Annotated in this window: 21 protein-coding genes and 1 pseudogene; 17 read left to right on the top strand and 5 right to left on the bottom strand. The window is 59.5% G+C overall.

Going from position 1 to position 18,829, the window contains the following annotated elements; all coding sequences use genetic code 11:
* Positions 1-38 precede the first annotated feature (38 nt).
* Together MST27_RS07445 and MST27_RS07450 are read right to left on the bottom strand one after the other, a co-directional pair.
* Positions 39-1,013 (bottom strand): zinc-dependent alcohol dehydrogenase family protein, encoded by a 975-nt coding sequence (locus MST27_RS07445; protein ID WP_243605399.1) that lies wholly within the window; start codon positions 1,011-1,013, stop codon positions 39-41.
* Between the two features lie 154 nt (positions 1,014-1,167).
* Positions 1,168-1,470, bottom strand: coding sequence for an ArsR/SmtB family transcription factor (locus tag MST27_RS07450; protein WP_243605367.1), 303 nt, complete (start codon positions 1,468-1,470; stop codon positions 1,168-1,170).
* 195 nt (positions 1,471-1,665) lie between these two features.
* Here MST27_RS07450 and MST27_RS07455 point away from each other — a divergent pair, with 195 nt between their 5' ends.
* From MST27_RS07455 to MST27_RS07465, 3 genes and pseudogenes are all read left to right on the top strand, one after another.
* The gene (locus MST27_RS07455) at positions 1,666-2,646 is read left to right on the top strand and encodes an IS5-like element IS1384 family transposase (RefSeq protein WP_031691316.1); all 981 of its coding nucleotides are present in this window, start codon (positions 1,666-1,668) and stop codon (positions 2,644-2,646) included.
* Between the two features lie 276 nt (positions 2,647-2,922).
* Positions 2,923-3,045 (top strand): annotated as a pseudogene (locus MST27_RS07460) (GlxA family transcriptional regulator); the annotation flags it as partial.
* Positions 3,046-3,147: 102 nt separating this feature from the next.
* Positions 3,148-4,740: a sigma-54 interaction domain-containing protein gene (locus tag MST27_RS07465; protein WP_023100450.1), complete on the top strand. Its 1,593-nt coding sequence runs from the start codon at positions 3,148-3,150 to the stop codon at positions 4,738-4,740.
* A gap of 35 nt (positions 4,741-4,775) precedes the next feature.
* Here the strand turns inward: MST27_RS07465 and MST27_RS07470 are convergent, their stop codons facing one another.
* Entirely contained in the window at positions 4,776-4,955 is a 180-nt protein-coding gene (locus MST27_RS07470) for a hypothetical protein (protein ID WP_162492206.1), read from the bottom strand.
* Between MST27_RS07470 and MST27_RS07475 the strand changes: the two genes are divergently transcribed.
* From MST27_RS07475 to MST27_RS07515, 9 genes are all read left to right on the top strand, one after another.
* Entirely contained in the window at positions 4,954-5,502 is a 549-nt protein-coding gene (locus MST27_RS07475; protein WP_023100451.1) for an OsmC family protein, read from the top strand. The two genes, MST27_RS07470 and MST27_RS07475, sit on opposite strands and share 2 nt — an antisense overlap.
* 23 nt (positions 5,503-5,525) lie before the next feature.
* Positions 5,526-6,665 carry an acyl-CoA dehydrogenase family protein gene (locus MST27_RS07480; RefSeq protein WP_023100452.1) on the top strand — a complete coding sequence of 380 codons (1,140 nt, stop codon included), beginning with the start codon at positions 5,526-5,528 and terminating at the stop codon, positions 6,663-6,665.
* Complete coding sequence (locus MST27_RS07485; RefSeq protein ID WP_023100453.1) at positions 6,662-7,999, top strand: FAD-dependent oxidoreductase; 1,338 nt, start codon at positions 6,662-6,664, stop codon at positions 7,997-7,999. Before MST27_RS07480 ends, MST27_RS07485 begins: the two co-directional genes overlap by 4 nt.
* Before the next feature lie 27 nt (positions 8,000-8,026).
* Positions 8,027-9,421 (top strand): ABC transporter substrate-binding protein, encoded by a 1,395-nt coding sequence (locus MST27_RS07490; RefSeq protein ID WP_023100454.1) that lies wholly within the window; start codon positions 8,027-8,029, stop codon positions 9,419-9,421.
* Between the two features lie 10 nt (positions 9,422-9,431).
* Positions 9,432-10,283: a nitrate ABC transporter permease gene (gene ntrB, locus MST27_RS07495; RefSeq protein ID WP_023100455.1), complete on the top strand. Its 852-nt coding sequence runs from the start codon at positions 9,432-9,434 to the stop codon at positions 10,281-10,283.
* Positions 10,273-11,178, top strand: coding sequence for an ABC transporter ATP-binding protein (locus MST27_RS07500; protein WP_023100456.1), 906 nt, complete (start codon positions 10,273-10,275; stop codon positions 11,176-11,178). The genes ntrB and MST27_RS07500 overlap by 11 nt, the downstream gene beginning before the upstream one ends.
* 25 nt (positions 11,179-11,203) lie before the next feature.
* Positions 11,204-11,653, top strand: coding sequence for a cyanase (gene cynS, locus MST27_RS07505; RefSeq protein WP_023100457.1), 450 nt, complete (start codon positions 11,204-11,206; stop codon positions 11,651-11,653).
* Between the two features lie 108 nt (positions 11,654-11,761).
* Positions 11,762-12,583 carry a sulfite exporter TauE/SafE family protein gene (locus tag MST27_RS07510; RefSeq protein ID WP_243605368.1) on the top strand — a complete coding sequence of 274 codons (822 nt, stop codon included), beginning with the start codon at positions 11,762-11,764 and terminating at the stop codon, positions 12,581-12,583.
* Positions 12,584-12,591: 8 nt separating this feature from the next.
* The gene (locus MST27_RS07515) at positions 12,592-13,395 is read left to right on the top strand and encodes an MBL fold metallo-hydrolase (protein WP_243605369.1); all 804 of its coding nucleotides are present in this window, start codon (positions 12,592-12,594) and stop codon (positions 13,393-13,395) included.
* A gap of 279 nt (positions 13,396-13,674) precedes the next feature.
* On the opposite strand, the gene MST27_RS07520 is transcribed toward MST27_RS07515, so the two are convergent.
* Positions 13,675-13,923 carry a nucleoside 2-deoxyribosyltransferase gene (locus MST27_RS07520; protein ID WP_224965662.1) on the bottom strand — a complete coding sequence of 83 codons (249 nt, stop codon included), beginning with the start codon at positions 13,921-13,923 and terminating at the stop codon, positions 13,675-13,677.
* Between the two features lie 219 nt (positions 13,924-14,142).
* On the opposite strand from MST27_RS07520, the gene MST27_RS07525 reads away from it, so the two are divergent.
* The 5 genes from MST27_RS07525 to MST27_RS07545 all read left to right on the top strand — a co-directional run bounded on the left by MST27_RS07525 (position 14,143) and on the right by MST27_RS07545 (position 18,330).
* A complete protein-coding gene (locus tag MST27_RS07525; RefSeq protein ID WP_243605370.1) occupies positions 14,143-14,736 on the top strand; it encodes a hypothetical protein in 594 nt (197 codons plus the stop codon).
* A gap of 43 nt (positions 14,737-14,779) precedes the next feature.
* On the top strand, positions 14,780-15,730 hold the full coding sequence (locus tag MST27_RS07530; protein ID WP_243605371.1) for a PDR/VanB family oxidoreductase: 951 nt from the start codon (positions 14,780-14,782) through the stop codon (positions 15,728-15,730).
* A 367-nt stretch (positions 15,731-16,097) separates the two neighbouring features.
* A complete protein-coding gene (locus MST27_RS07535; protein ID WP_243605372.1) occupies positions 16,098-16,979 on the top strand; it encodes an ABC transporter substrate-binding protein in 882 nt (293 codons plus the stop codon).
* Between the two features lie 83 nt (positions 16,980-17,062).
* A complete protein-coding gene (locus MST27_RS07540; protein ID WP_243605373.1) occupies positions 17,063-17,836 on the top strand; it encodes an SDR family NAD(P)-dependent oxidoreductase in 774 nt (257 codons plus the stop codon).
* Between the two features lie 65 nt (positions 17,837-17,901).
* Entirely contained in the window at positions 17,902-18,330 is a 429-nt protein-coding gene (locus MST27_RS07545; protein ID WP_243605374.1) for a heme-binding protein, read from the top strand.
* Positions 18,331-18,371: 41 nt separating this feature from the next.
* Here the strand turns inward: MST27_RS07545 and MST27_RS07550 are convergent, their stop codons facing one another.
* Complete coding sequence (locus MST27_RS07550; protein ID WP_243605375.1) at positions 18,372-18,812, bottom strand: multidrug/biocide efflux PACE transporter; 441 nt, start codon at positions 18,810-18,812, stop codon at positions 18,372-18,374.
* Between the last annotated feature and the right edge of the window lie 17 nt (positions 18,813-18,829).

Genomic DNA, 18,829 nt, shown 5'->3' on the forward strand with positions numbered 1-18,829 from the left:
ATTTTTCTCCAGCGTGACGTGAGCGGTTGAACATGGGCTTACGGGATGAGCGATGGCTCGACGGCAATTGCGATTTTTCCGCGAAGACCGTTGTTGGGGGTCTCCAGCAACGCATGCGCTCGCGGAATGTCGGCAAGAGAAAAGACTGCGCCGACGTGTGGCCGCAGTTGGCCGCGGTCGATCAATGCAGCTAGCTCATCGAGCTTGCCGCGGTTCTGCCGGGTGAAAACGAAGTGATAACTGGCGTTCTTGCCCCAGGCCTGGATGACGTTTTGCGGCTGGGCAATGTCCACGATCGAGACCACGCGGCCCAGTTGTGCAAGCACGTCGGGGCTGCGCGTCAGAGTGTTGCCGCCGATGGTGTCGAACACCACATCGACGCCCTGGCCATCGGTTTCGCGCAGAATTGCGTCGACGTAATCCTCTTGCTCGTAGTCGATGACGACGTCTGCACCCAGACCCCGAGCGAATTCGAAGTTCTCTTCGCGCACGGTAGTGAACACTTTGGCGCCAACGGCTTTTGCCAGTTGAATCGCCACATGACCGACGCCACCCGCGCCGCCGTGTATCAGGGTGCTTTCGCCCACTCGGAGCGCTGCACGCACGACCAGTGCTTCCCATGCCGTGCCGCCCACCAACGTCAGGGTGGCCGCTTCGAGATGGCTCAGCGAGGCAGGCTTCTTGCCGATAATGCTTTCGGATGCAACGTGGTACTCGGCGTAGCTGCCAGGGCCGTCGAAAATTTGCGGGGTGTACCAGACTTCGTCGCCTGGCACGAAGCTCGTCACGCCTGGGCCGACGGCTTCGACGACACCGGATACGTCATGCCCGGTAATGCTCGGCAGGGGCACGTAGTCAACGTAATCGCCACGGCGGATCTGGAAATCTAATGGATTGATAGAGGTGGCGTGGACACGGACCAGCACTTGTCCTGCCTGCGGTACGGGCTTGGGTACGTCGCTAAGCTTGAACGCTTCTGGGCCACCAAAGGAATTCAGTATCTGAGCTTTCATGGTAAATCCTCGTTTCGCTAAAAAGGGATATAGGGAATTATCGATATACAAAAGCAAAAGAATGCTCGGGTTTCTCTATGGGTCTCAGGTCATAGCAAGTCCTCGCTTCGGCAAAAAGGGATATCGGTATTTACCGATACTTGGAACTAAAAAATTACAGCTCCTTGCCTATGAGCTCGGCAAGACCACGGATGTTTGCTTCGTTGCGCTTGTAGTAGGTCCACTGCCCAATGCGACGGACTTCGACCAGGCCCACTCGTTGCAGCGTCGCCAGGTAATCGGACACCGTCGACTGCGACAGACCGACGCCTTCCTGAATGCTGCTGACGCAGACGCCCACCGTGTGAACGTCCCCTTCATCCTGTGGAGGGAAGTTCTTTACCGGGTCCTTCAAACCTTCCAAGATCTTGAGACGTGTTGGATTTGAGAGGGCTTTAAATACTTCGATCAATTGCATGGGTCGATAATATCGAGATTTACCGATAAGTCAATTCTGCGTTCGACCGCTCGTCCGCCAATCTGCGTCACCAAAAAAACTTACGCTCCCCCTGTCCAACTCTTCAGGCTCTCACGAAGCATTTTGTTAGGGAAGGTCTGAAAAAGACTTCCCGAATCTGGTGAAATACGCCGATCCCGCCAGCCGAGTTTCCCGATGAAGCAGATGACCTTCGTCGACGCCGAGTACGCTGGCAAGCGCAAGCAAACCCGCAAGGAGTTGTTCCTGATCGAGATGGATCGGGTGGTGCCGTGGAAGGGCTTGATTGCTTTGATCGAGCCACATTATCCGAAGGGTGAAGGTGGCCGTCCGGCCTACCCATTGATGGCGATGCTGCGTGTGCATCTGCTGCAGAACTGGTTCGGCTACAGCGATCCAGCGATGGAGGAAGCGCTGTACGAAACCACGATCCTGTGCCAGTTTGCCGGGCTGAACCTGGAGCGCATCCCCGACGAAACCACCATTCTCAACTTCCGCCGCTTGCTGGAGAAACACGAGCTGGCGGCCGGCATCCTCGCTGTCATCAATGGCTATCTGGGCGACCGCGGCCTGTCGCTGCGCCAGGGCACCATCGTCGATGCAACGCTGATCAATGCGCCCAGTTCGACCAAGAACAAGGACGGCAAGCGCGACCCGGAAATGCACCAGACCAAGAAGGGAAACCAGTATTATTTCGGCATGAAGGCCCACATCGGCGCCGATGACGAATCGGGTCTGGTGCACAGCGTAGTGGGCACGGCGGCCAATGTGGCGGATGTCACCCAGGTGGACAAATTGCTGCATGGCGACGAAAACGTGGTCTGCGCCGATGCAGGCTACACCGGTGTCGAAAAGCGGCCCGAGCATGAAGGACGTGAAGTTATCTGGCAGGTGGCGGCACGCCGCAGCACCTACAAAAAACTCGATAAGCGCAGCGTGCTGTACAAAGCCAAGCGCAAGATTGAAAAGGCCAAGGCTCAGGTGCGCGCCAAGGTCGAGCATCCGTTCCGGGTAATCAAGCGCCAGTTCGGTTACACCAAGGTGCGCTTTCGCGGCTTGGCCAAAAACACGGCGCAACTGGTGACACTGTTCGCTCTGTCGAACCTGTGGATGGCGCGCCGACATTTACTGACGAATGCAGGAGAGGTGCGCCTGTAATGCGGGAAATGGCCACCGGAGTGGGGTCCGGGTGGCGAAAACGTAAGAAATACTCGTCGAATTGATTGTTTTTTTGATCATTTGGCGAGTTTAAAAGTTGCGCTAGGTGGTATGCCGGGGAAATACATGGCTACTTCAGACCATCCCTAGCTGCCGAAAGCGCGCGACAAGCGCCCGCCGTTAAGGCTGAGTTTGGTCGTTGACTTGAAGACTTCCTAACTGGACTTGAGCAGCAGTCGCTGCTTGACGATCACACACAGTGTCGACAGCAGGCCCTTGGACGTCATTGCACGCGAAACGGGTTTTCGCGACCGACGCCATATGCGCGAGGTTTTTGTCCGCGGATTCGGCGTGCCACCTCAGGCCGTCAGAAGAGATGTGCGAAAAATGCCCGCTTGATACCGCAGGTCCGCTAAGGGGGGTTTTTGCGACGAGCACGAACATTGCTTCGCTTAACCCCAATACTGACGCATCGTTAACGCCTTACGAGGAACGCCGACCATGACCAGCGGCGACAAGGAACCGGAGAACTCCCCCGTTTTCTGGCGAACTCAGGAAATGTTGCTGCTGCAACAGGTAACCGCACTGGCGGGGCGAGATTTCTCGCCCGACACCGTGCTGCGGGAGATGCTCCACCTGCTGTCCGAGCTCCTCGGTTTGAACCGTGGGCGAATCGTGCTGCTCGACGAGTCAGGGCAATCGAGCCAGATCCGTTATGCCTATGGCTTGACCGCAGACGAAATCAGTCGTGGCCGCTATACACACGATGAAGGCGTGACGGGGCGAGTGCTGGCGCGCGGTCAGTTGATCATCGTTCAGGACATCGATAACGATCCGCTGTTTCTGGGCCGCATGGTCGCGCGTAACAACCTCCCCTCCGGGCCGGTTTCCTATATCGCATTACCGATCCAGATCGGCCAGCGCACCATCGGCGTACTGGCCTGCCATCGCATCCGAAGCCGCGCACGCCCATTGGCAGATGACCTCACCATCCTGCGAATCCTGGCGACGTTTGCCGGGCAGATCCTCCATTTGGAGCAGCACCTGCGAGAAAAGACCGAGGCGCTCGAGCAGCGCAACGCCCTGCTGGCCCGGGCACTGGAGACCCGCACCAGCCGCTACGGGATTATCGGCAGCGCGCCCCAGCTGCTGCGCGCGCTTTCAGAACTGGAACGCGTTGCCAATACCACCGCAAGCGTGTTGCTGCTCGGCGAGTCGGGCACCGGCAAGGAGCTGTTCGCCCGTGCGCTGCACCTGTCCAGCCCCAGACGGGACAAGCCGTTTATCCGCGTCAATTGCGCAGCCATTCCCGATTCGCTGTTCGAGTCTGAGTTGTTCGGCTACGAGCGGGGCGCCTTCACCGGGGCGCAAACGGCCCGTGCCGGCTGGTTCGAGCAGGCAGATGGCGGCACCATTTTCCTCGATGAGATTGGCGAGCTCCCGCTGGCCATGCAGACCAAGCTGCTTCGCACGCTGCAGGAGGGCACCATCACCCGCCTCGGCGCTAAGCGGGAGCTGCACATCGACGTCCGGCTGGTGGCGGCCACCAACCGTGATCTGGAAACCGAAGTCGCTGCCGGCACCTTCCGCCAGGACTTGTACTACCGGCTGAACGTTATCCCGATACGGCTGCCCTCGCTGGCTGAACGCCGGTCTGATATCCCCGTGCTGGTGCTGCACTTCCTCAACCGGATCAACCAGGCCAACCAGCGAAACGTCAGCCTAAGTGCCGAGGCGATCAAGCGTCTGCAGCGGCACGCGTGGCCGGGCAACATTCGCGAGCTGTCCAATGTCATCGAGCGAATGGTGCTGCTGGCCGATCACGCCCTGTTGAGCGCAGCGGACGTCGACCGTTACCTGCCGCGGGAGAACGAGCAAGCTGCGCCGACACCTGCCCTGGCCACTCCACCACCCAGCCCCCCGGCCTATATCGAGGACATCCGACCTTACGTCTCGGTCGCCTCCCATACGGCCGATGCGCTGCGCCAGGCGCTGGACCGCTGTGGCGGAAACAAGACGCGCGCCGCTCAGCTGCTGGGCATGACCGCGCGACAGTTCCACTATCGCTGGCAGAAGCTGGTAGCCCATCGCTGAGACCGAACACAATGTCGACATTGTTCACGTTGTGTTCAGTCGCAGGCCGGCTCGGCAAAGTAAGTGCTCGGGCGAGAGCCAAACACAGAAATTATAACCGATTGATTTAAAAGTACTTTTTCGAGAATTTCGACAGCTGGCATGGCAGTTGCAATACCCCGTTCAGCCAGGGCTGACATTGCGTCGGTTCTGATGAACTGAATGGAGAACACCATGAACGCACCTGCACCTACCACCGTTAAATCCTACCTGCGACCGATCGATCGCGACGGCCTGCTGGCCTTCGCCGAGAAAGGCCGCAACAACCCGGCCAGCCGTGGCACCAACAAGGTCCATACGGTCATGCAGGGCATCTACCGCAGCCTCAGCTATGTCGGTGACCACGAGGCCGTTGTGGTCGACGAGCCGCTGCACCTGTTCGGCGAAGACACCGCGCCCGCTCCGGGGGAGATCGTGCTCTCCGGGCTGGGTGGCTGTCTCGCCGTAGGGATTACAGCAGTGGCCACCTGGAAGCAGGTCAAGCTCAGCAAGCTGGAAATCTTCCTCGAAGCCGACATCGGCAACCCGGCGGCGTGGGGCGCCGGCGGCGCGCCGATGCAGCCCGAGCAGATGGGCTTCCAGGAGATTCGCGTAAAGGTCCTGGTCGAGGGTGACGCCACTCGCGAAGAGCTCGACGAGATCGTCAAGCACGCCAACTTCTACTCGCCCGTGGCCAACAGCATGCGCAACCCCATTCCGTTCAGCATCGCGCTGGCCGACTGAGTCACGCATCCCAGGAGGTCGCCATGAACAGTGTCGCCGCGCCCGTTGCTGGGCTAACAACCAGCACGAACGACAAACCCATGCTCCAGCGAGTATCCGAGATAGCCGGCGGGCCTCTCGCCGAGGCCGCCAGCCGTATCGACCGGGAGGGTTACTACCCGCTGGACATCATGGCGCGCCTCGCCAAGGTGGGCGCGTTCGGCGCGCATCTGGACCGGCGCGGGGCCGACTTTGGGCTTGCGCTGGCAGCTACCAGCGAGATCGCCCGCAGCTGTGGCTCCACCGGTTTTCTCGCCTGGTGCCATAACGTCTGCGGCCTGTACATGGAGCAATCGGAGAACCCCGCTCTGCTGGCTCGCTTGAGCGATCACGTCGAAGGCCGTCGCTTCGGCGGTACCGCCCTGTCCAACCCGATGAAGGCCATGGCCGGCATCGAGCCGATGCTGTTGCGCGCACAGCGGGTGCCAGGCGGCTACCGGGTGAGCGGTTCGCTGCCCTGGGTCAGCCACATCGCCCCAGGGCAGTACTGCGGCGCGATCGCAGGTGTCGACCGCGCCGATGGCAGTCGGTCCCACGAGATCATGTTCCTGCTCGATCTGGATGAGCGGGTCGAGCTCAGGCATTGCCCTGAGTTTTCCGGGATGGAAGGCACCAGCACCTGGGGTATCCGCCTGACCGACTACTTCATCGGTGAGGACCAGCTCATCGCCGACCCCGCCGGGCCCTTCGTCAACCGTGTACGCGCCGCCTTCATTCTCCTGCAGGTCGGCATGGCGACCGGCCTGGTGCAGGCCAGCCTGGATGCAATGAACGAGGTCGAGCCGGTACTGGGGCACGTCAACCAGTTTCTTCATGACCGTCCCGACGTGCTCCAAGCCGAATTTGCAGAGCTCAATTCACGGGTCGCCGAGCTGGTGCGTACCCCTTACGAAACCGACAAGGACTTCATGCTCGACGTGCTCGATGCGCGCGTGCAAGGCGCCGAGCTGGCGCTGCGTGCGACCCAGTCGGCCCTGCTGCACCAGGGCGCGCGCGGTTACCTGATGAGTGCCGGGCCACAACGGCGCATCCGCGAGGCGCACTTCGTGGCGATCGTCACCCCGGCGATCAAGCACCTGCGCTACCAGATGAACCGCCTGATGCAGGAGGCCCAACCAGCATGAGCGCAATCACCCAAGCCTGGCGGCAGTTCATCTGCCGCGCCTGTGGCCTGATCTACGACGAAGAGACCGGCGATCCGGACAGCGGGCTGGCGCCCGGCACCCGCTTCGAGGATATCCCGGATGACTGGGAATGCCCGCTTTGCGGCGTGACCAAGCTGGACTTCGAACCCTACGTGATGCGCGAGGCGCCGGTTGCCGTGGCGATGCCGGTCGGCCCCCGCGAGACAGGCATCGTCGTGGTCGGCGGCGGTCTGGCCGGCTGGTCGGTCATCGAAGCCATCCGCGCCATCGATCAGAGCACCCCCATCACGCTGGTCAGCGGTTGCAAGGGCGACCTTTATCACAAGCCCGAACTGTCCGTTGCGCTCAGCCGCGGTCAGTCAGCCGACAAGCTGGTACGTGAGCGCGCCGCCGAGGCCGCTGTTCGGCTTGGCGTGCGCCTGCTGCCGGAAACCTTCGCCGTAGGCCTTTCCCCGCGGCTCCGTCAACTGCGCACCACACGCGGCAACCTGAGCTACACCCGGCTGGTTCTCGCTCAGGGCGCCCGCCCCGCCCTGCCGGCCGCGCTGCCGGCCGAGCTCTGCTGGCGCGTCAACCACCTGCACGGCTGGGCCGGTCTGCAGGCGCGGCTGGCCGAGCGCAGCGCCCAGGACGTGGCGGTTATCGGTGCCGGGATGATCGGCTGCGAGATCGCCGAGGATCTGGCGCGAGCGGGTCACCGGGTCACGCTGGTGGATCGTCAATCACTGCCGCTGGCGACCCTGTTGCCCGAGCCGGCGGCCCGCCGTCTGCACGCCGCGCAACGCCAGTTGGGCATCGAGCTGCTTGGCAACGTCGAAATCGCCTCGCTGACCTCGCTTGGAGACGGCCGCAAGCGCCTGCTGACTCGCTGTGGTCAGCGCCGCGACGTGGATCAGGTGATCGCCGCTACCGGCCTGGCCACCGAACCCCGCCTGGCGCGCCTGGCAGGCCTGGACTTCGCACGCGGCATCAGCGTTGACCCCGCCACGCTGCAGACCAGTGACCCCGACATCTATGCGCTGGGTGACTGCATCAGCCTTGGCGGTATGCCCTGCCGCTTCATCGAACCCATCGCCCGTCAGGCGCGAGCGATCGCCGCCCATATCGCCGGCGTGCCGGGCGCGCCCTACTGCCACAGCGACCCCGTCATCAGGCTGAAGACCGCCTCCTTGCCCATCGCCCTGCACGGCATGCCTCGTGCAGACGGGCAGTGGCATGTGGTGCAGGAAACCGAGGGCTTTCTGCTCATGGAACAACGAACCAATGGCACGAGTACGTCAACGCTGCGGGTTGGCCGCGCCGACGCCGCGTGACTGCAGACCAAACTGGAGGGTACAGACATGAGCGACGATAACTTCTTCCGCCCCTATTCGGAGCACACCACGCTGACCGGTTGTGCCTGCGGCAAGCACGAAAGCCCCGAAGCGCATGACCGCGCTGCGGAACAGGCGCGACTGGCGCGATCGCTCGACCGGGATCTCCTGTCTCAGGACTTCGTCGAGGCCGCGGCGGTGCGCGCGCTCTTTCCCAACGACGTGACGCGCCGGCGCTTTCTTCAGGCGGTAGGTGTCGGCACGGCAATGGCCGCGATCTCCAGTGTGCTGCCGCTGACGTCACTGCAGGCGATGGCCGATGAGCGCGGGCCGCTGGAAAAGACCAACCTGAAGATCGGCTTCATCCCGATCAACTGCGCCACGCCGCTGATCATGGCTGACCCGCTCGGCCTGTATCGGGAGCAGGGCCTGTCGGTAAGCCTGCAGAAGACTGCCGGCTGGGCACTGGTGCGCGACAACATGCTCAACGGCGAGCTGGACGCATCACACATGCTCGCTCCCATGCCGTTGGCGATCAGCATGGGCCTGGGCTCGAATCCGCAACCGATGCGGGTCGCCACCATCCAGAACATCAACGGCCAGGCCATCGTGCTGGCGCTCAAGCACAAGGAAAACCGCGACCCGAAGAACTGGAAAGGCTTCAAGTTCGCCATTCCCTTCGAATATTCGATGCACAACTTCCTGCTGCGCTATTACCTCGCCGAGCACGGGCTGGACCCGGACCGCGACGTGCAGCTGCGGGTGACGCCGCCGGCCGAGATGATCGCCAACCTGCGGGCCGGCAACATCGACGGCTTCTTCGGCCCCGAGCCGTTCAACCAGCGCGCCGTGTATGACCAGGTCGGCTTCATTCACGTGCTGTCGAAGGATCTCTGGGATGGCCATCCCTGCTGCTCCTTCGGTGTATCCGAAGCCTTCATCAAGGAAAACCCCAACACGTTCGCCGCGCTCTACCGCGCCATTCTCAACGCCGCCGCCATGGCTCAGGACAAGGCCCAGCTGCCGACCATCGCCAAGGCGATCTCGACGCCGAATTACCTCAACCAGCCGGAGACGGTGATCCTCCAGGCGCTTTCCGGGCGTTATGCCGATGGCCTGGGCCAGGTACAGAACGAGCCGCAACGCTCCGGCTTCGATCCCATGCCCTGGTACTCCATGGCCACCTGGATGCTGACCCAGATGAAGCGCTGGGGTTACGTGAAGACGGATGTTAATTACAGCGCGCTGGCCGAGCAGGTGTTTTTGCTCACCGACGCCCGCCGACAGATGGCTGCGCTGGGCATGGCCGAAGCCGAGGCTCAGCCGGCCAGTGGCTACAAGCCGTTCGAGGTGATGGGCAGGCCATACGATCCGACGGACCCGGACGACTACCTGGCCGGCTTCGACATCCGCCACGCATGAGGACCCGACCATGAACAATCATCTTCGCCTGAAGGCGGCGCTGGTCTCAGTATTGTTGTTGGCCGTGCTGTTGCTGGTCTGGCACGCGGCCACCCATACGCCCGCCCAGCAGACCGAGGCAAGCGCGGCTGACGCCGAATACGCCGCGCTCATGGGGCAAGCGGCCGAAGCGCCGAAGAAGGACGGCTTCCCCACGCCGGCGCAGTTCTTCGAACTGGCTGGCCAGCAGCTGAGCGAACCCTTCTATGACCGTGGCCCGAACGACAAGGGCATCGGTATCCAGCTTGCGCATTCGCTGGGCCGCGTCGCGCTCGGCTATCTGATCGCACTGGCCGTGGCGATTCCGCTCGGCTTCGTGATCGGCATGTCGCCGCTCCTGTATCAGGCACTCAACCCCTTCATTCAGGTGCTCAAGCCCATCTCGCCGCTGGCCTGGATGCCGATCGCGCTCTACACCATCCGCGATTCATCGGTTTCGGCGGTGTTCGTGATCTTCATCTGCTCGATCTGGCCGATGCTGATCAACACCGCGTTCGGCGTAGCCGGGGTGCGCAAGGACTGGCTGAACGTCGCCCGCACGCTGGAGGTATCGCCGCTGCGCAAAGCCTTCTGCGTGATCCTGCCGGCCGCGGCTCCGACCATCATCACCGGCATGCGCATCTCCATGGGTATCGCCTGGCTGGTCATCGTCGCGGCCGAGATGCTCATTGGCGGCACCGGCATCGGCTACTTCGTCTGGAACGAATGGAACAACCTCTCCCTGGCCAATGTGATCTTCGCGGTACTGATGATCGGTGTCATCGGCATGCTGCTCGATCTCCTTTTCGCACAACTGCAAAAGAAGGTGACCTATGTCGACTAAAACCTTCCTCAAGGTCGAAGGCCTGAGCAAGCGTTACCAGCCAAGCCAGCCTCCCGTATTCGAGAACATCAACTTCAGCCTGGAACAAGGCGAGTTCGTCTGCGTGATCGGCCACTCCGGTTGCGGCAAGAGCACCATTCTCAACGTACTTGCCGGCCTGGAAGAGCCGAGCAGCGGCGGCGTCGTCATGGCCGGCAAGGAGATCGCCGGGCCCAGCCTCGACCGCGGTGTGGTGTTTCAGGGGCATGCGCTGATGCCCTGGCTGACGGTCGAGCAGAACATCGCCTTCGCCGTGAAGTCCCGGCACCCGTCCTGGTCGCGCCAGCAGATTGCCGAGCATGGTGCACGCTTCATCGAGATGGTCGGCCTGACCGGCGCTGCGCAAAAGAAGCCGGCGGAGCTGTCCGGCGGGATGAAACAGCGCGTCGGCATCGCCCGAGCCTTTGCCGTCGAGCCGAAGATGCTGCTGATGGACGAGCCATTCGGCGCACTCGATGCGCTGACCCGCGGGGTGATCCAGGACGAACTCGTGAAGATCTGCGCGGCGACCCGGCAGACCGTGTTCATGATCACCCACGATGTCGACGAGGCCATCCTCCTTGCCGACAAGGTAATGCTCATGAGCAATGGGCCCAAGGCCCGGATCGCCGAAATCGTGATCAACACGCTACCTCGCGAGCGAACCCGCGAAACCATTCATCACGACCCGCAGTTCTACCGAATCCGCAACCACCTCGTGGACTTCCTGGTGCGTCGCTCCAAGACCATTCAGCAAGGTGGCGAGGGCTTGGGCGGTGACCAGCCGCTGATCGTCCGCCCAGGCCTCGACGATACCGACCCACCTCCACCAGACCCGCGAACGCAGCAACCGCTGCGCCGCATTCACGCTGTTTGAATTCACCTACAGAAGGAACCGATCGATGATTACCGACCGCGCACAAGTTACCCAAATGATCATCTCCGCCAAGGTGACGCAGGGCATCAAATGGAGCCAAGCCGCCGAGGCCATAGGCAAGAGCAAGGAGTGGACCACGGCCGGCCTGCTTGGGCAGATGGCCTTCGACAAGCCCCAGGCCGAAACGCTTGGCAAGCTGTTCGGCCTCACCGACGAGGCCGTGGCCTGGCTGCAGATCGTGCCGTACAAGGGCTCGCTGCCTACCGCCGTGCCGACCGACCCGCTGATCTACCGCTGGTACGAGATCGTCAATGTCTATGGCAGCACCATCAAGGAGCTGATCCACGAGGAATTCGGCGACGGCATCATGAGCGCCATCGATTTCTCCATGGATATCCAGCGCCAGCCGGACCCGAAAGGCGATCGCGTGAACGTGGTGCTGTCGGGCAAGTTCTTGCCCTACAAGAGCTACTAACCGCGCGGCCTTCCGACCCCCTCGAGCTTCCGTATGCAGGTTCAGCGCGCCGCGGCCATCGGCTGCAGCGCCGATCCGGCGTTCATCCTGGCCCAGCGGAGAACCCGTATGGATCCACTATTGCTTGGCGGCTTCGCCGGCATGCTGGTTGGCCTGAGCATGGGGCTGACCGGGGCTGGCGGCGGTGTACTGGCGGTTCCGGCCCTGACGATGGTGCTGGGGCTGGACGTGCATCAGGCCGTACCGCTTGGCCTGCTCGCGATCGGCAGTGCCGCGCTGCTGGGAAGTCTCGATGGTTTGCGCCACGGCTTGGTGCGCTACCGGGCGGCCCTGTTCATGGCGGCGATCGGTGTGCTCACCGCATCGCTCGGTACCCGCCTCGCCCAAAGGCTGCCGACCGACGCGGTGATGCTGCTGTTCTGCCTCGTACTAATCAATATCGCCGTGCGGCAGTGGTCGCAGGGCATGAAGCCGATCGCATCCGGCATCGCTGACGCTGCCCTGTTCAAGCCGTGCCGGCTGGCCCCGGACAAGGGGCGCTTCCGCTGGACGCCCCGTTGCTTCATGCATTTTGCCGCGATCGGCGCCTCGGCCGGATTGCTCACTGGGCTACTCGGGGTCGGCGGAGGATTCGTCATCGTTCCGTTCATGCGGCGCTACTGCGAACTCGGCATGCAAGGGGTGGTAGCCACCTCGCTTGCGGTCATCGCGCTGGTTTCGCTGGTCAGCGTCGGACAGGCGTTGCATGCCGGGATCATCGTGCCCCCGGCAGGCTGGCTATTCATCGGCGCGTGCGCGCTCGGCATGGCAGCCGGGCGTCTGGTGGCGGCGCAGTTCAGGGCGCGCACCCTCCAGCTCGGTTTCGCCGCGCTTGCCGCTGGCGTGGCCCTGGCGCTGGGCGCGCGCAGCCTCATCCACCTGCTCGCTTAGGAACCCTCATGAGTCTGGTTATTCGCTCGTTCTTCGATCCGGTCACTTCGACCTTCACCCATGTAGTTCATGCGTCAGGCCAGGCGCAATGCGCCGTGGTCGATGCAGTGTTGGGTTGCGACCCCGTCACTCGCCTGACCGATACGCAAATGGCTGATCAGGTGAAAGCCTATATCCAGACCAGTGGGCTGCAGCTTCAATGGTTGCTGGAAACCCATGTGCATGCCGATCACCTGTCGGCCGCCAGCTACCTGCGCGCCGAACTTGGCGGGCGTATCGGCATCAGCGGCCGCGTCATGGAGGTACGCTGCACGCTCGCCGATCGGTACGGCCCGTTCCAGCAGAGGCCGTACGACCACCTGTTCGCCACCGACGAGGTGTTCTACATCGGTCCGCTGCGGACACAGGCGCTCGCCGTGCCGGGCCACACGCCCGCTGACATTGCCTACCTGGTGAATGATGAGGTTGTGTTCGTTGGCGACACGCTTTTTCCACCGGACGTCGGCACAGCGCGTTGCGACTTCCCAGGGGGCAGCGCCAAGATACTGTATCGTTCCATCCAGCGTCTGCTGAGTTTGCCCGCGCATGTACGGATGATGATGTGCCACGACTACCCACCTCACCACCGCGCCCTCATTGCCGAGTGCACCGTTGCCCAGCAGCGTGAAGGAAACATCCATATACGCGATGGAATTTCAGAAGCAGCATTCCTAGCGATGCGTACAGAGCGCGATGGGAAGCTATCAGCCCCGCGTCTCTTGGAGCCATCCATGCGAGCAAACTTAGGCAGCGAACAACCTGAGCGATATTAGCCGAAGCAAAATGCCGCTTTTGTTCGAGACACTAAGCGAAGCTTAAGCTGGGAGTACCGTAAGCTACACGCCGAACTCAGCTCGCGTGGCTCAAGCAGGCAAGCGCCAAGGAAGTCCATGCCTCCGGACAACAGCAACCCTGTCTTCATAGCTCCACTGCTCCCCAGACCATCTGATAAACCGCACTGACGTAGTCATCAGTAATGGTGCAGTCGGAGCCCTCAATCATTTTCTGACCCTGCTCGGACTCATTCTCGGCATAGAAAACGACGGGCTTGTTCAAAGCTCGGGCGTAACCAATCTCGAAATCGTGCCCGAGTCGAGGCCATCGCCGATTGCAAAATGCACATCGCAGTTGCGCAATCCTTCGAAGTCTTTTTTCACAACGTCTTCTGCGGTGCCCAGGCCGACATCGTGGTAGGGAGAGAAGACATCGAGGCCCATGGCTTTCAGGTCCCGGCGAGCCTGCCCGACTACCCAGGGTTCTTCGAGCGTGAAGAACGGGCCAGCAAGGTAGACTTTCGGCACGTAGCCATCGCGGTACCGCTGAACCGTCGCTATCCGGCCAATAGCTGCCGCTGGCAAGCGGGTGAATGGCTCAGGCGGGCTCCAGTTCGGCCTGTCGCTTAATCAGCAGAACCATTTCCCGGATGAGGGCATTGTCGAAGTGCTTCTCTTTGTATGCGACGTAATGTTGTGTGGATAGATGGGCAGGGCAACAAAGACGAGACGACGACTCGCTACTGGATGCAGACCAAGGACTGGCATGCCGACTTAAGTATCAAGAATGAGCGGCCAGATTTTGCCAATGTAGGCTGCTTGGAGGAGTGCAGTCAGGAGCAGTTGGAATGGCTGTGCAGCAAGCAACAAGGGTTTGCTGGCATTACTCGCCTCAGCGGGGATTTATGCCACTGGGATCGCCAGTACGACTCCTCCCTTCGAACCACGCCTGATGTTGGGCAAATGCGTTTCGACGCCAACGGTGTGCATGAAAGTGGAGTCCTGTCGACGCTATACGAATACTGGGAGCGGATGCCTCTAAGCGTCGGCGGCACAGAATTCACCGTTAAGGGCTCTGCATCCCCTCGTACGGATACCCTGCTGCTGGTTCGCGGTAGCTACTTCATGTTCATGAGGGAGAGACCAACAGCTAGCACCACTCTGCTGGCAATTCAGCGGCGCATTACTGAAGCAAAGGCCTGCCGGGCCGATCTGGAGCGATTCGCGGACTTTGAAATGTCCTTTGGCTGCATTGATAACTCAACCTGGTTGGTTTTGCACTCAACACTTCCTTGGTGTGAGGGCTTACCCCTGACGTTGAAGTCGCCAGCCATCAGTTAACTTCCGCCACACCTCAACTTCGATTTATCGAAGAGGGATTTCTATGCCCAGAATTAGCGTCAGAGTTGCGCAAAAAATCATCGAGGCTGATTCAGTTGTCCGCTACGTTCTTGTGAGCGCCTCCGGACATGCGCTACCGAGCTTTGCTCCTGGCGCTCACATTGATGTTGAGGTGACTGATCGACTGATCAGGCAGTATTCGCTATGCAATACCGATGGATCAGACTCGGATAATTATCACATAGCAGTCCTGAAAGATAAGAGTTCTCGTGGCGGGTCGGAGTTGCTGCATACGCTGAAGGCCGGGCAGCGAATAAAAGTTAGCCCCCCGAGAAACAGCTTTCCGCTAGGCAATCATCGCAAAACCGTTCTGTTAGCTGGCGGCATTGGCATAACACCATTGATTCCCATGGCACATGAGCTTGCGCGAGCTGGGAAAGAGTTTGAACTCCATTACAGCTCTCGCAGCAAGGAGTCTGCGGCTTTCTACGTCGACCTTCTGGAGTGGAAATTCGCAGGCAGCGTGAGATTTTACTTTAGTGATGGACAAGATCATGAGCGCGTCGATTTCCGGGCAGTTCTTTCCTCGCAATGTGAGGGGGCGCATTTTTATGCGTGTGGGCCGATCACATATATTCGGGCATTCATTGAAGCTGCGGAAGATTTAAGAGTTCCTAAAGACAGAATTCATACTGAGTCATTTCAGCCAGTTCAAGACAGCACGCGAAATGCGACATTTCAGATACAGATCGCTAGCTCTGGAGATATATTCGATGTTCCTGGCGACAAAAGCATTTCGGATGTTCTGCAAGAAAATAGTATAGATGTGGCAACCTCCTGCGAGCAGGGAATTTGTGGCGCATGTTTGATGCCTGTGCGCTCTGGGGAAATTGATCACAGAGATAGCTACTTGACCGATGCTGAGCGTGATAGGAACGACCAGATGACGATCTGCTGCTCTCGTGGCGAAGGAATTTTAGTCCTAGATTGTTAAGTGCCTGGTCGGGGCGCTGATACATTCCCATAACAATTTAATATACCGACGTTTTATTTAATTAAGTCGGAGATCAATTCGGTGCTTGTTGAGTGCCATTAACTGCCCCTGATTCATCAAGAACACTTAAACAGGACGCGAACTCTAAGCGTACGCCAGGCTTGCCAGGTGGTTTATATGCTTTGAGTTTGGTTTGTTAAATGCATGCACTTGAGTGCTAATGGAAAGGGGAAAACTATGTTTAGTTCGCATTTTACGAGGTCAGTCAAAAAGGCTCTAACCCAAGGCTGCTTCGCATTGCTGACAGTTTCAGTCACGTTCTCGGCTCATGCAGTAGAGAACATCAAGCTTGGGACGGTGAACTGGATTGGGTACTCTCCGTTTTTTGGTTGCGAGCAAGCTGGATCTCTACAAGCAGTATGGTCTAAAGGTTGATCTGCAATTCTTCAGCGATCCTGCGCTGGTTCCTCCGGGCGTGGCGAGCGGCGGCTTGGACGGTGCAATGTTTACCTACGATCAGGTTTTGGGAGGTGTTGCCCAAGGCTTCGATTACAAAGTGGTTATGCCAATTGACTTCTCCAACGGCGGAGATGCAATCGTCGCCAGTACCAACATCAATTCCGTCGCTGACTTCAAGGGAAAAACAGTCGGATATAGCCGTCTCGCAGCGGCAGACTACCTGCTGCAATACGCTCTTGAGCAAAACGGCTTGAGCGAAAGTGATATCAAACCGGTAAACGTGGACGGCGACAACGTTGCCGGTGCTATGGCATCAGGAAGTATGGAGATCGGTGTGACTTATCAGCCCAATGTTGATCGCATCGTGTCTATGTCTGGCGACAAGTTCCATGTCGTTTACTCGTCCAAGCAGGCACCTGGGCTTATAACTGATGTGCTTACCTTCAAAGCTTCCTACATTGCGAAGAAGCCAGGCGTAGTTAAAGGTGTAATGCAAGGCTATCTCGCCGGCCTCGACTACATGAAGACCCATCCGGAGGAGTCCGCAAAAATTATCGCCGACACACTGGGAATCACCCCTGAAGAGGCGAAGTTGCAGCTGCAAGACACCTACAACATGCCCCTTGAGGAGATGCCAAAAAGCTTCGAGAAAAATGACTCGACTACTTCGTTTTACGGTAGTGGAGCCATCATTGGCCGCCTCCTGCTGAACAGCAAGCAGATCAAAGCAGTGCCAGATATTGCCGACACTCTGGATATGGCCATCCTGCAAGAGCTACTCCCTAAGTAACAGTACGTCCTGAGTTTCAGGCCGAGAGTTTTTCTCGACCTGGAACTCAGATTTTCGCTCATACGAAACCTAGGTGCGCGACGATGATCGACTACCGCAATAAGCGCGTTCTCATTACTGGAGCTGCCAGCGGCATCGGACGAGGCCTTGCTCAGGCATTTGCACAGCAAGGTGCGGATCTGGAGCTGCTTGATTTGAACGGCGACGCTTTGGATGAGTTTTCAAGCTCACTGGCCGGGCTCGCTAATGTTAAGGCCGTTGCGTTAGATCTCAGAAGTCACGCAGCCGTTTACGCGTTTGCTCAAGACCGTCAGCAGGCACCCATTGACGTTCTTATCAACAATGCTGGGGTGGAATATCCGACCCCACTGTCCGACACCGGCGCAGAGGCTGATGAGCGCTGGCAGGCGTTGCTGAACAACAACGTAACATCAATGCAGCGGCTTATTCGTGCGCTTCACCCCAGTGTTGTTGATGGAGGCAGCATCATCAACCAGGCCTCAGTGTGGGGTCTGATGGGTGTACCTGATTTCTCGTCCTATGTAGCTAGCAAACATGCGGTGATTGGCCTAACGCGTTCGTTGGCATGGGAGCTGGCACCTCGCAACATTCGTGTTAATGCCGTATGCCCTGGCTGGACGGCAACAGAATCGGCCATGCGCTCTCTGGCGGCCATGGCCCAGAAAAGTGGTCGAACCGAGCACGAGGAGTTGGAAATCATTCTGTCGCGGCAGGTGAAACCGCAACTCCTGACCCCCGGCGATCTGGCAGGGACTTACCTGTTCCTTGGAAGTGCTCTAGCCACACCTATTACTGGTCAGGCTATTTCTGTCAGCTATGGCGAGATGATGCACTAAGGAATTACTCGACCTCTTTCACTTAACAAAAACCGCTTCGATTCAACATTGAACTGGTAGGGGCTATGCAAACTAAATTGGCTCTCGCGTATGACGATGCTGCCGAGGTGATGAAAGCTGCGCGCGCTGAAGCACTCGCTAACGGATGGTCGGTCGGTATTGCTGTCGTTGATGATGGAGGCCATCTAGTCGCGTTCGAGCGAATGGATGGGTGCGCACCGATTGGGGCATACATCGCCCTGGAGAAGGCAAGAAGCGCTGCACTGGGTCGTCGTGATACCAAAGTCTACGAAGACATGGTCAATGGTGGCCGGTTCGCTTTCGTCGGGGCGCCTCAGATCACACCATTGGAAGGTGGAGTGTTGATCAAAGTCGGCGAGGAGGTCGTTGGCGCAGTCGGAGTGTCGGGGGTTAAACCAGATCAGGATACAAGGGTTGCTAAAGCAGGGAGCAACGCCCTGCATGCTTCAAAGTCCTATCAAGTTGCGGGCTGACTCCCCCGACTAAGACGTTTTCTAGACTTGGGCAAGGGGCGTCAAGCTATCGCCCTTTCTGTTCGCAAGAAGCGGTAGCTGATCTTGTCGAAGCCCCAGTTGTAAGCGACGGTGTACGGGAGGATGAAAGCGAAGAAACCCAGCTCTACGAGGAATGCCTGCCAGAGAGTGATGTCCAGCATCCACGCTGCCAGGGGCACGCACATGGCAATCACCCCAGCTTCGAATCCCAGGCCATGGAGAAGCCGAACGGTGATGCTCCAGTTAATTCTTTCAGAGGTCGTGCAGCGATCAACAATTGCGTTGAATGCCATGTTCCAAAGCATCGCGATGATCGAGGTGACTATGGCCAAGGCGCCTGCGCTTTCAATGGGCTTATCTAGCCCCCATGCCAGTGCGGGTGCAAAGATCAGGACTGCAATCAGCTCGTAGCCGACTGCATGAATTATGCGCTCGGTTACAGACGCGTTGTTGGTAGCCATGTGAATGCCTTATTCGT

Source organism: Stutzerimonas marianensis (assembly GCF_022810315.1).
Classification (GTDB): domain Bacteria; phylum Pseudomonadota; class Gammaproteobacteria; order Pseudomonadales; family Pseudomonadaceae; genus Stutzerimonas; species Stutzerimonas marianensis.

What these genes read in the sequence shown, in the direction of transcription:
- MST27_RS07485 (WP_023100453.1), top strand. Translation starts at nt 6,662, where the DNA reads ATGAGCGCAATCACCCAAGCCTGGCGGCAGTTCATCTGCCGCGCCTGT.
- ntrB (WP_023100455.1), top strand. Translation starts at nt 9,432, where the DNA reads ATGAACAATCATCTTCGCCTGAAGGCGGCGCTGGTCTCAGTATTGTTG.
- MST27_RS07480 (WP_023100452.1), top strand. Translation starts at nt 5,526, where the DNA reads ATGAACAGTGTCGCCGCGCCCGTTGCTGGGCTAACAACCAGCACGAAC.
- MST27_RS07490 (WP_023100454.1), top strand. Translation starts at nt 8,027, where the DNA reads ATGAGCGACGATAACTTCTTCCGCCCCTATTCGGAGCACACCACGCTG.
- cynS (WP_023100457.1), top strand. Translation starts at nt 11,204, where the DNA reads ATGATTACCGACCGCGCACAAGTTACCCAAATGATCATCTCCGCCAAG.
- MST27_RS07515 (WP_243605369.1), top strand. Translation starts at nt 12,592, where the DNA reads ATGAGTCTGGTTATTCGCTCGTTCTTCGATCCGGTCACTTCGACCTTC.
- MST27_RS07455 (WP_031691316.1), top strand. Translation starts at nt 1,666, where the DNA reads ATGAAGCAGATGACCTTCGTCGACGCCGAGTACGCTGGCAAGCGCAAG.
- MST27_RS07550 (WP_243605375.1), bottom strand. Translation starts at nt 18,812, where the DNA reads ATGGCTACCAACAACGCGTCTGTAACCGAGCGCATAATTCATGCAGTC.
- MST27_RS07450 (WP_243605367.1), bottom strand. Translation starts at nt 1,470, where the DNA reads ATGCAATTGATCGAAGTATTTAAAGCCCTCTCAAATCCAACACGTCTC.
- MST27_RS07540 (WP_243605373.1), top strand. Translation starts at nt 17,063, where the DNA reads ATGATCGACTACCGCAATAAGCGCGTTCTCATTACTGGAGCTGCCAGC.
- MST27_RS07475 (WP_023100451.1), top strand. Translation starts at nt 4,954, where the DNA reads ATGAACGCACCTGCACCTACCACCGTTAAATCCTACCTGCGACCGATC.
- MST27_RS07500 (WP_023100456.1), top strand. Translation starts at nt 10,273, where the DNA reads ATGTCGACTAAAACCTTCCTCAAGGTCGAAGGCCTGAGCAAGCGTTAC.
- MST27_RS07445 (WP_243605399.1), bottom strand. Translation starts at nt 1,013, where the DNA reads ATGAAAGCTCAGATACTGAATTCCTTTGGTGGCCCAGAAGCGTTCAAG.
- MST27_RS07545 (WP_243605374.1), top strand. Translation starts at nt 17,902, where the DNA reads ATGCAAACTAAATTGGCTCTCGCGTATGACGATGCTGCCGAGGTGATG.
- MST27_RS07530 (WP_243605371.1), top strand. Translation starts at nt 14,780, where the DNA reads ATGCCCAGAATTAGCGTCAGAGTTGCGCAAAAAATCATCGAGGCTGAT.
- MST27_RS07510 (WP_243605368.1), top strand. Translation starts at nt 11,762, where the DNA reads ATGGATCCACTATTGCTTGGCGGCTTCGCCGGCATGCTGGTTGGCCTG.
- MST27_RS07525 (WP_243605370.1), top strand. Translation starts at nt 14,143, where the DNA reads ATGCAGACCAAGGACTGGCATGCCGACTTAAGTATCAAGAATGAGCGG.
- MST27_RS07465 (WP_023100450.1), top strand. Translation starts at nt 3,148, where the DNA reads ATGACCAGCGGCGACAAGGAACCGGAGAACTCCCCCGTTTTCTGGCGA.
- MST27_RS07470 (WP_162492206.1), bottom strand. Translation starts at nt 4,955, where the DNA reads ATGGTGTTCTCCATTCAGTTCATCAGAACCGACGCAATGTCAGCCCTG.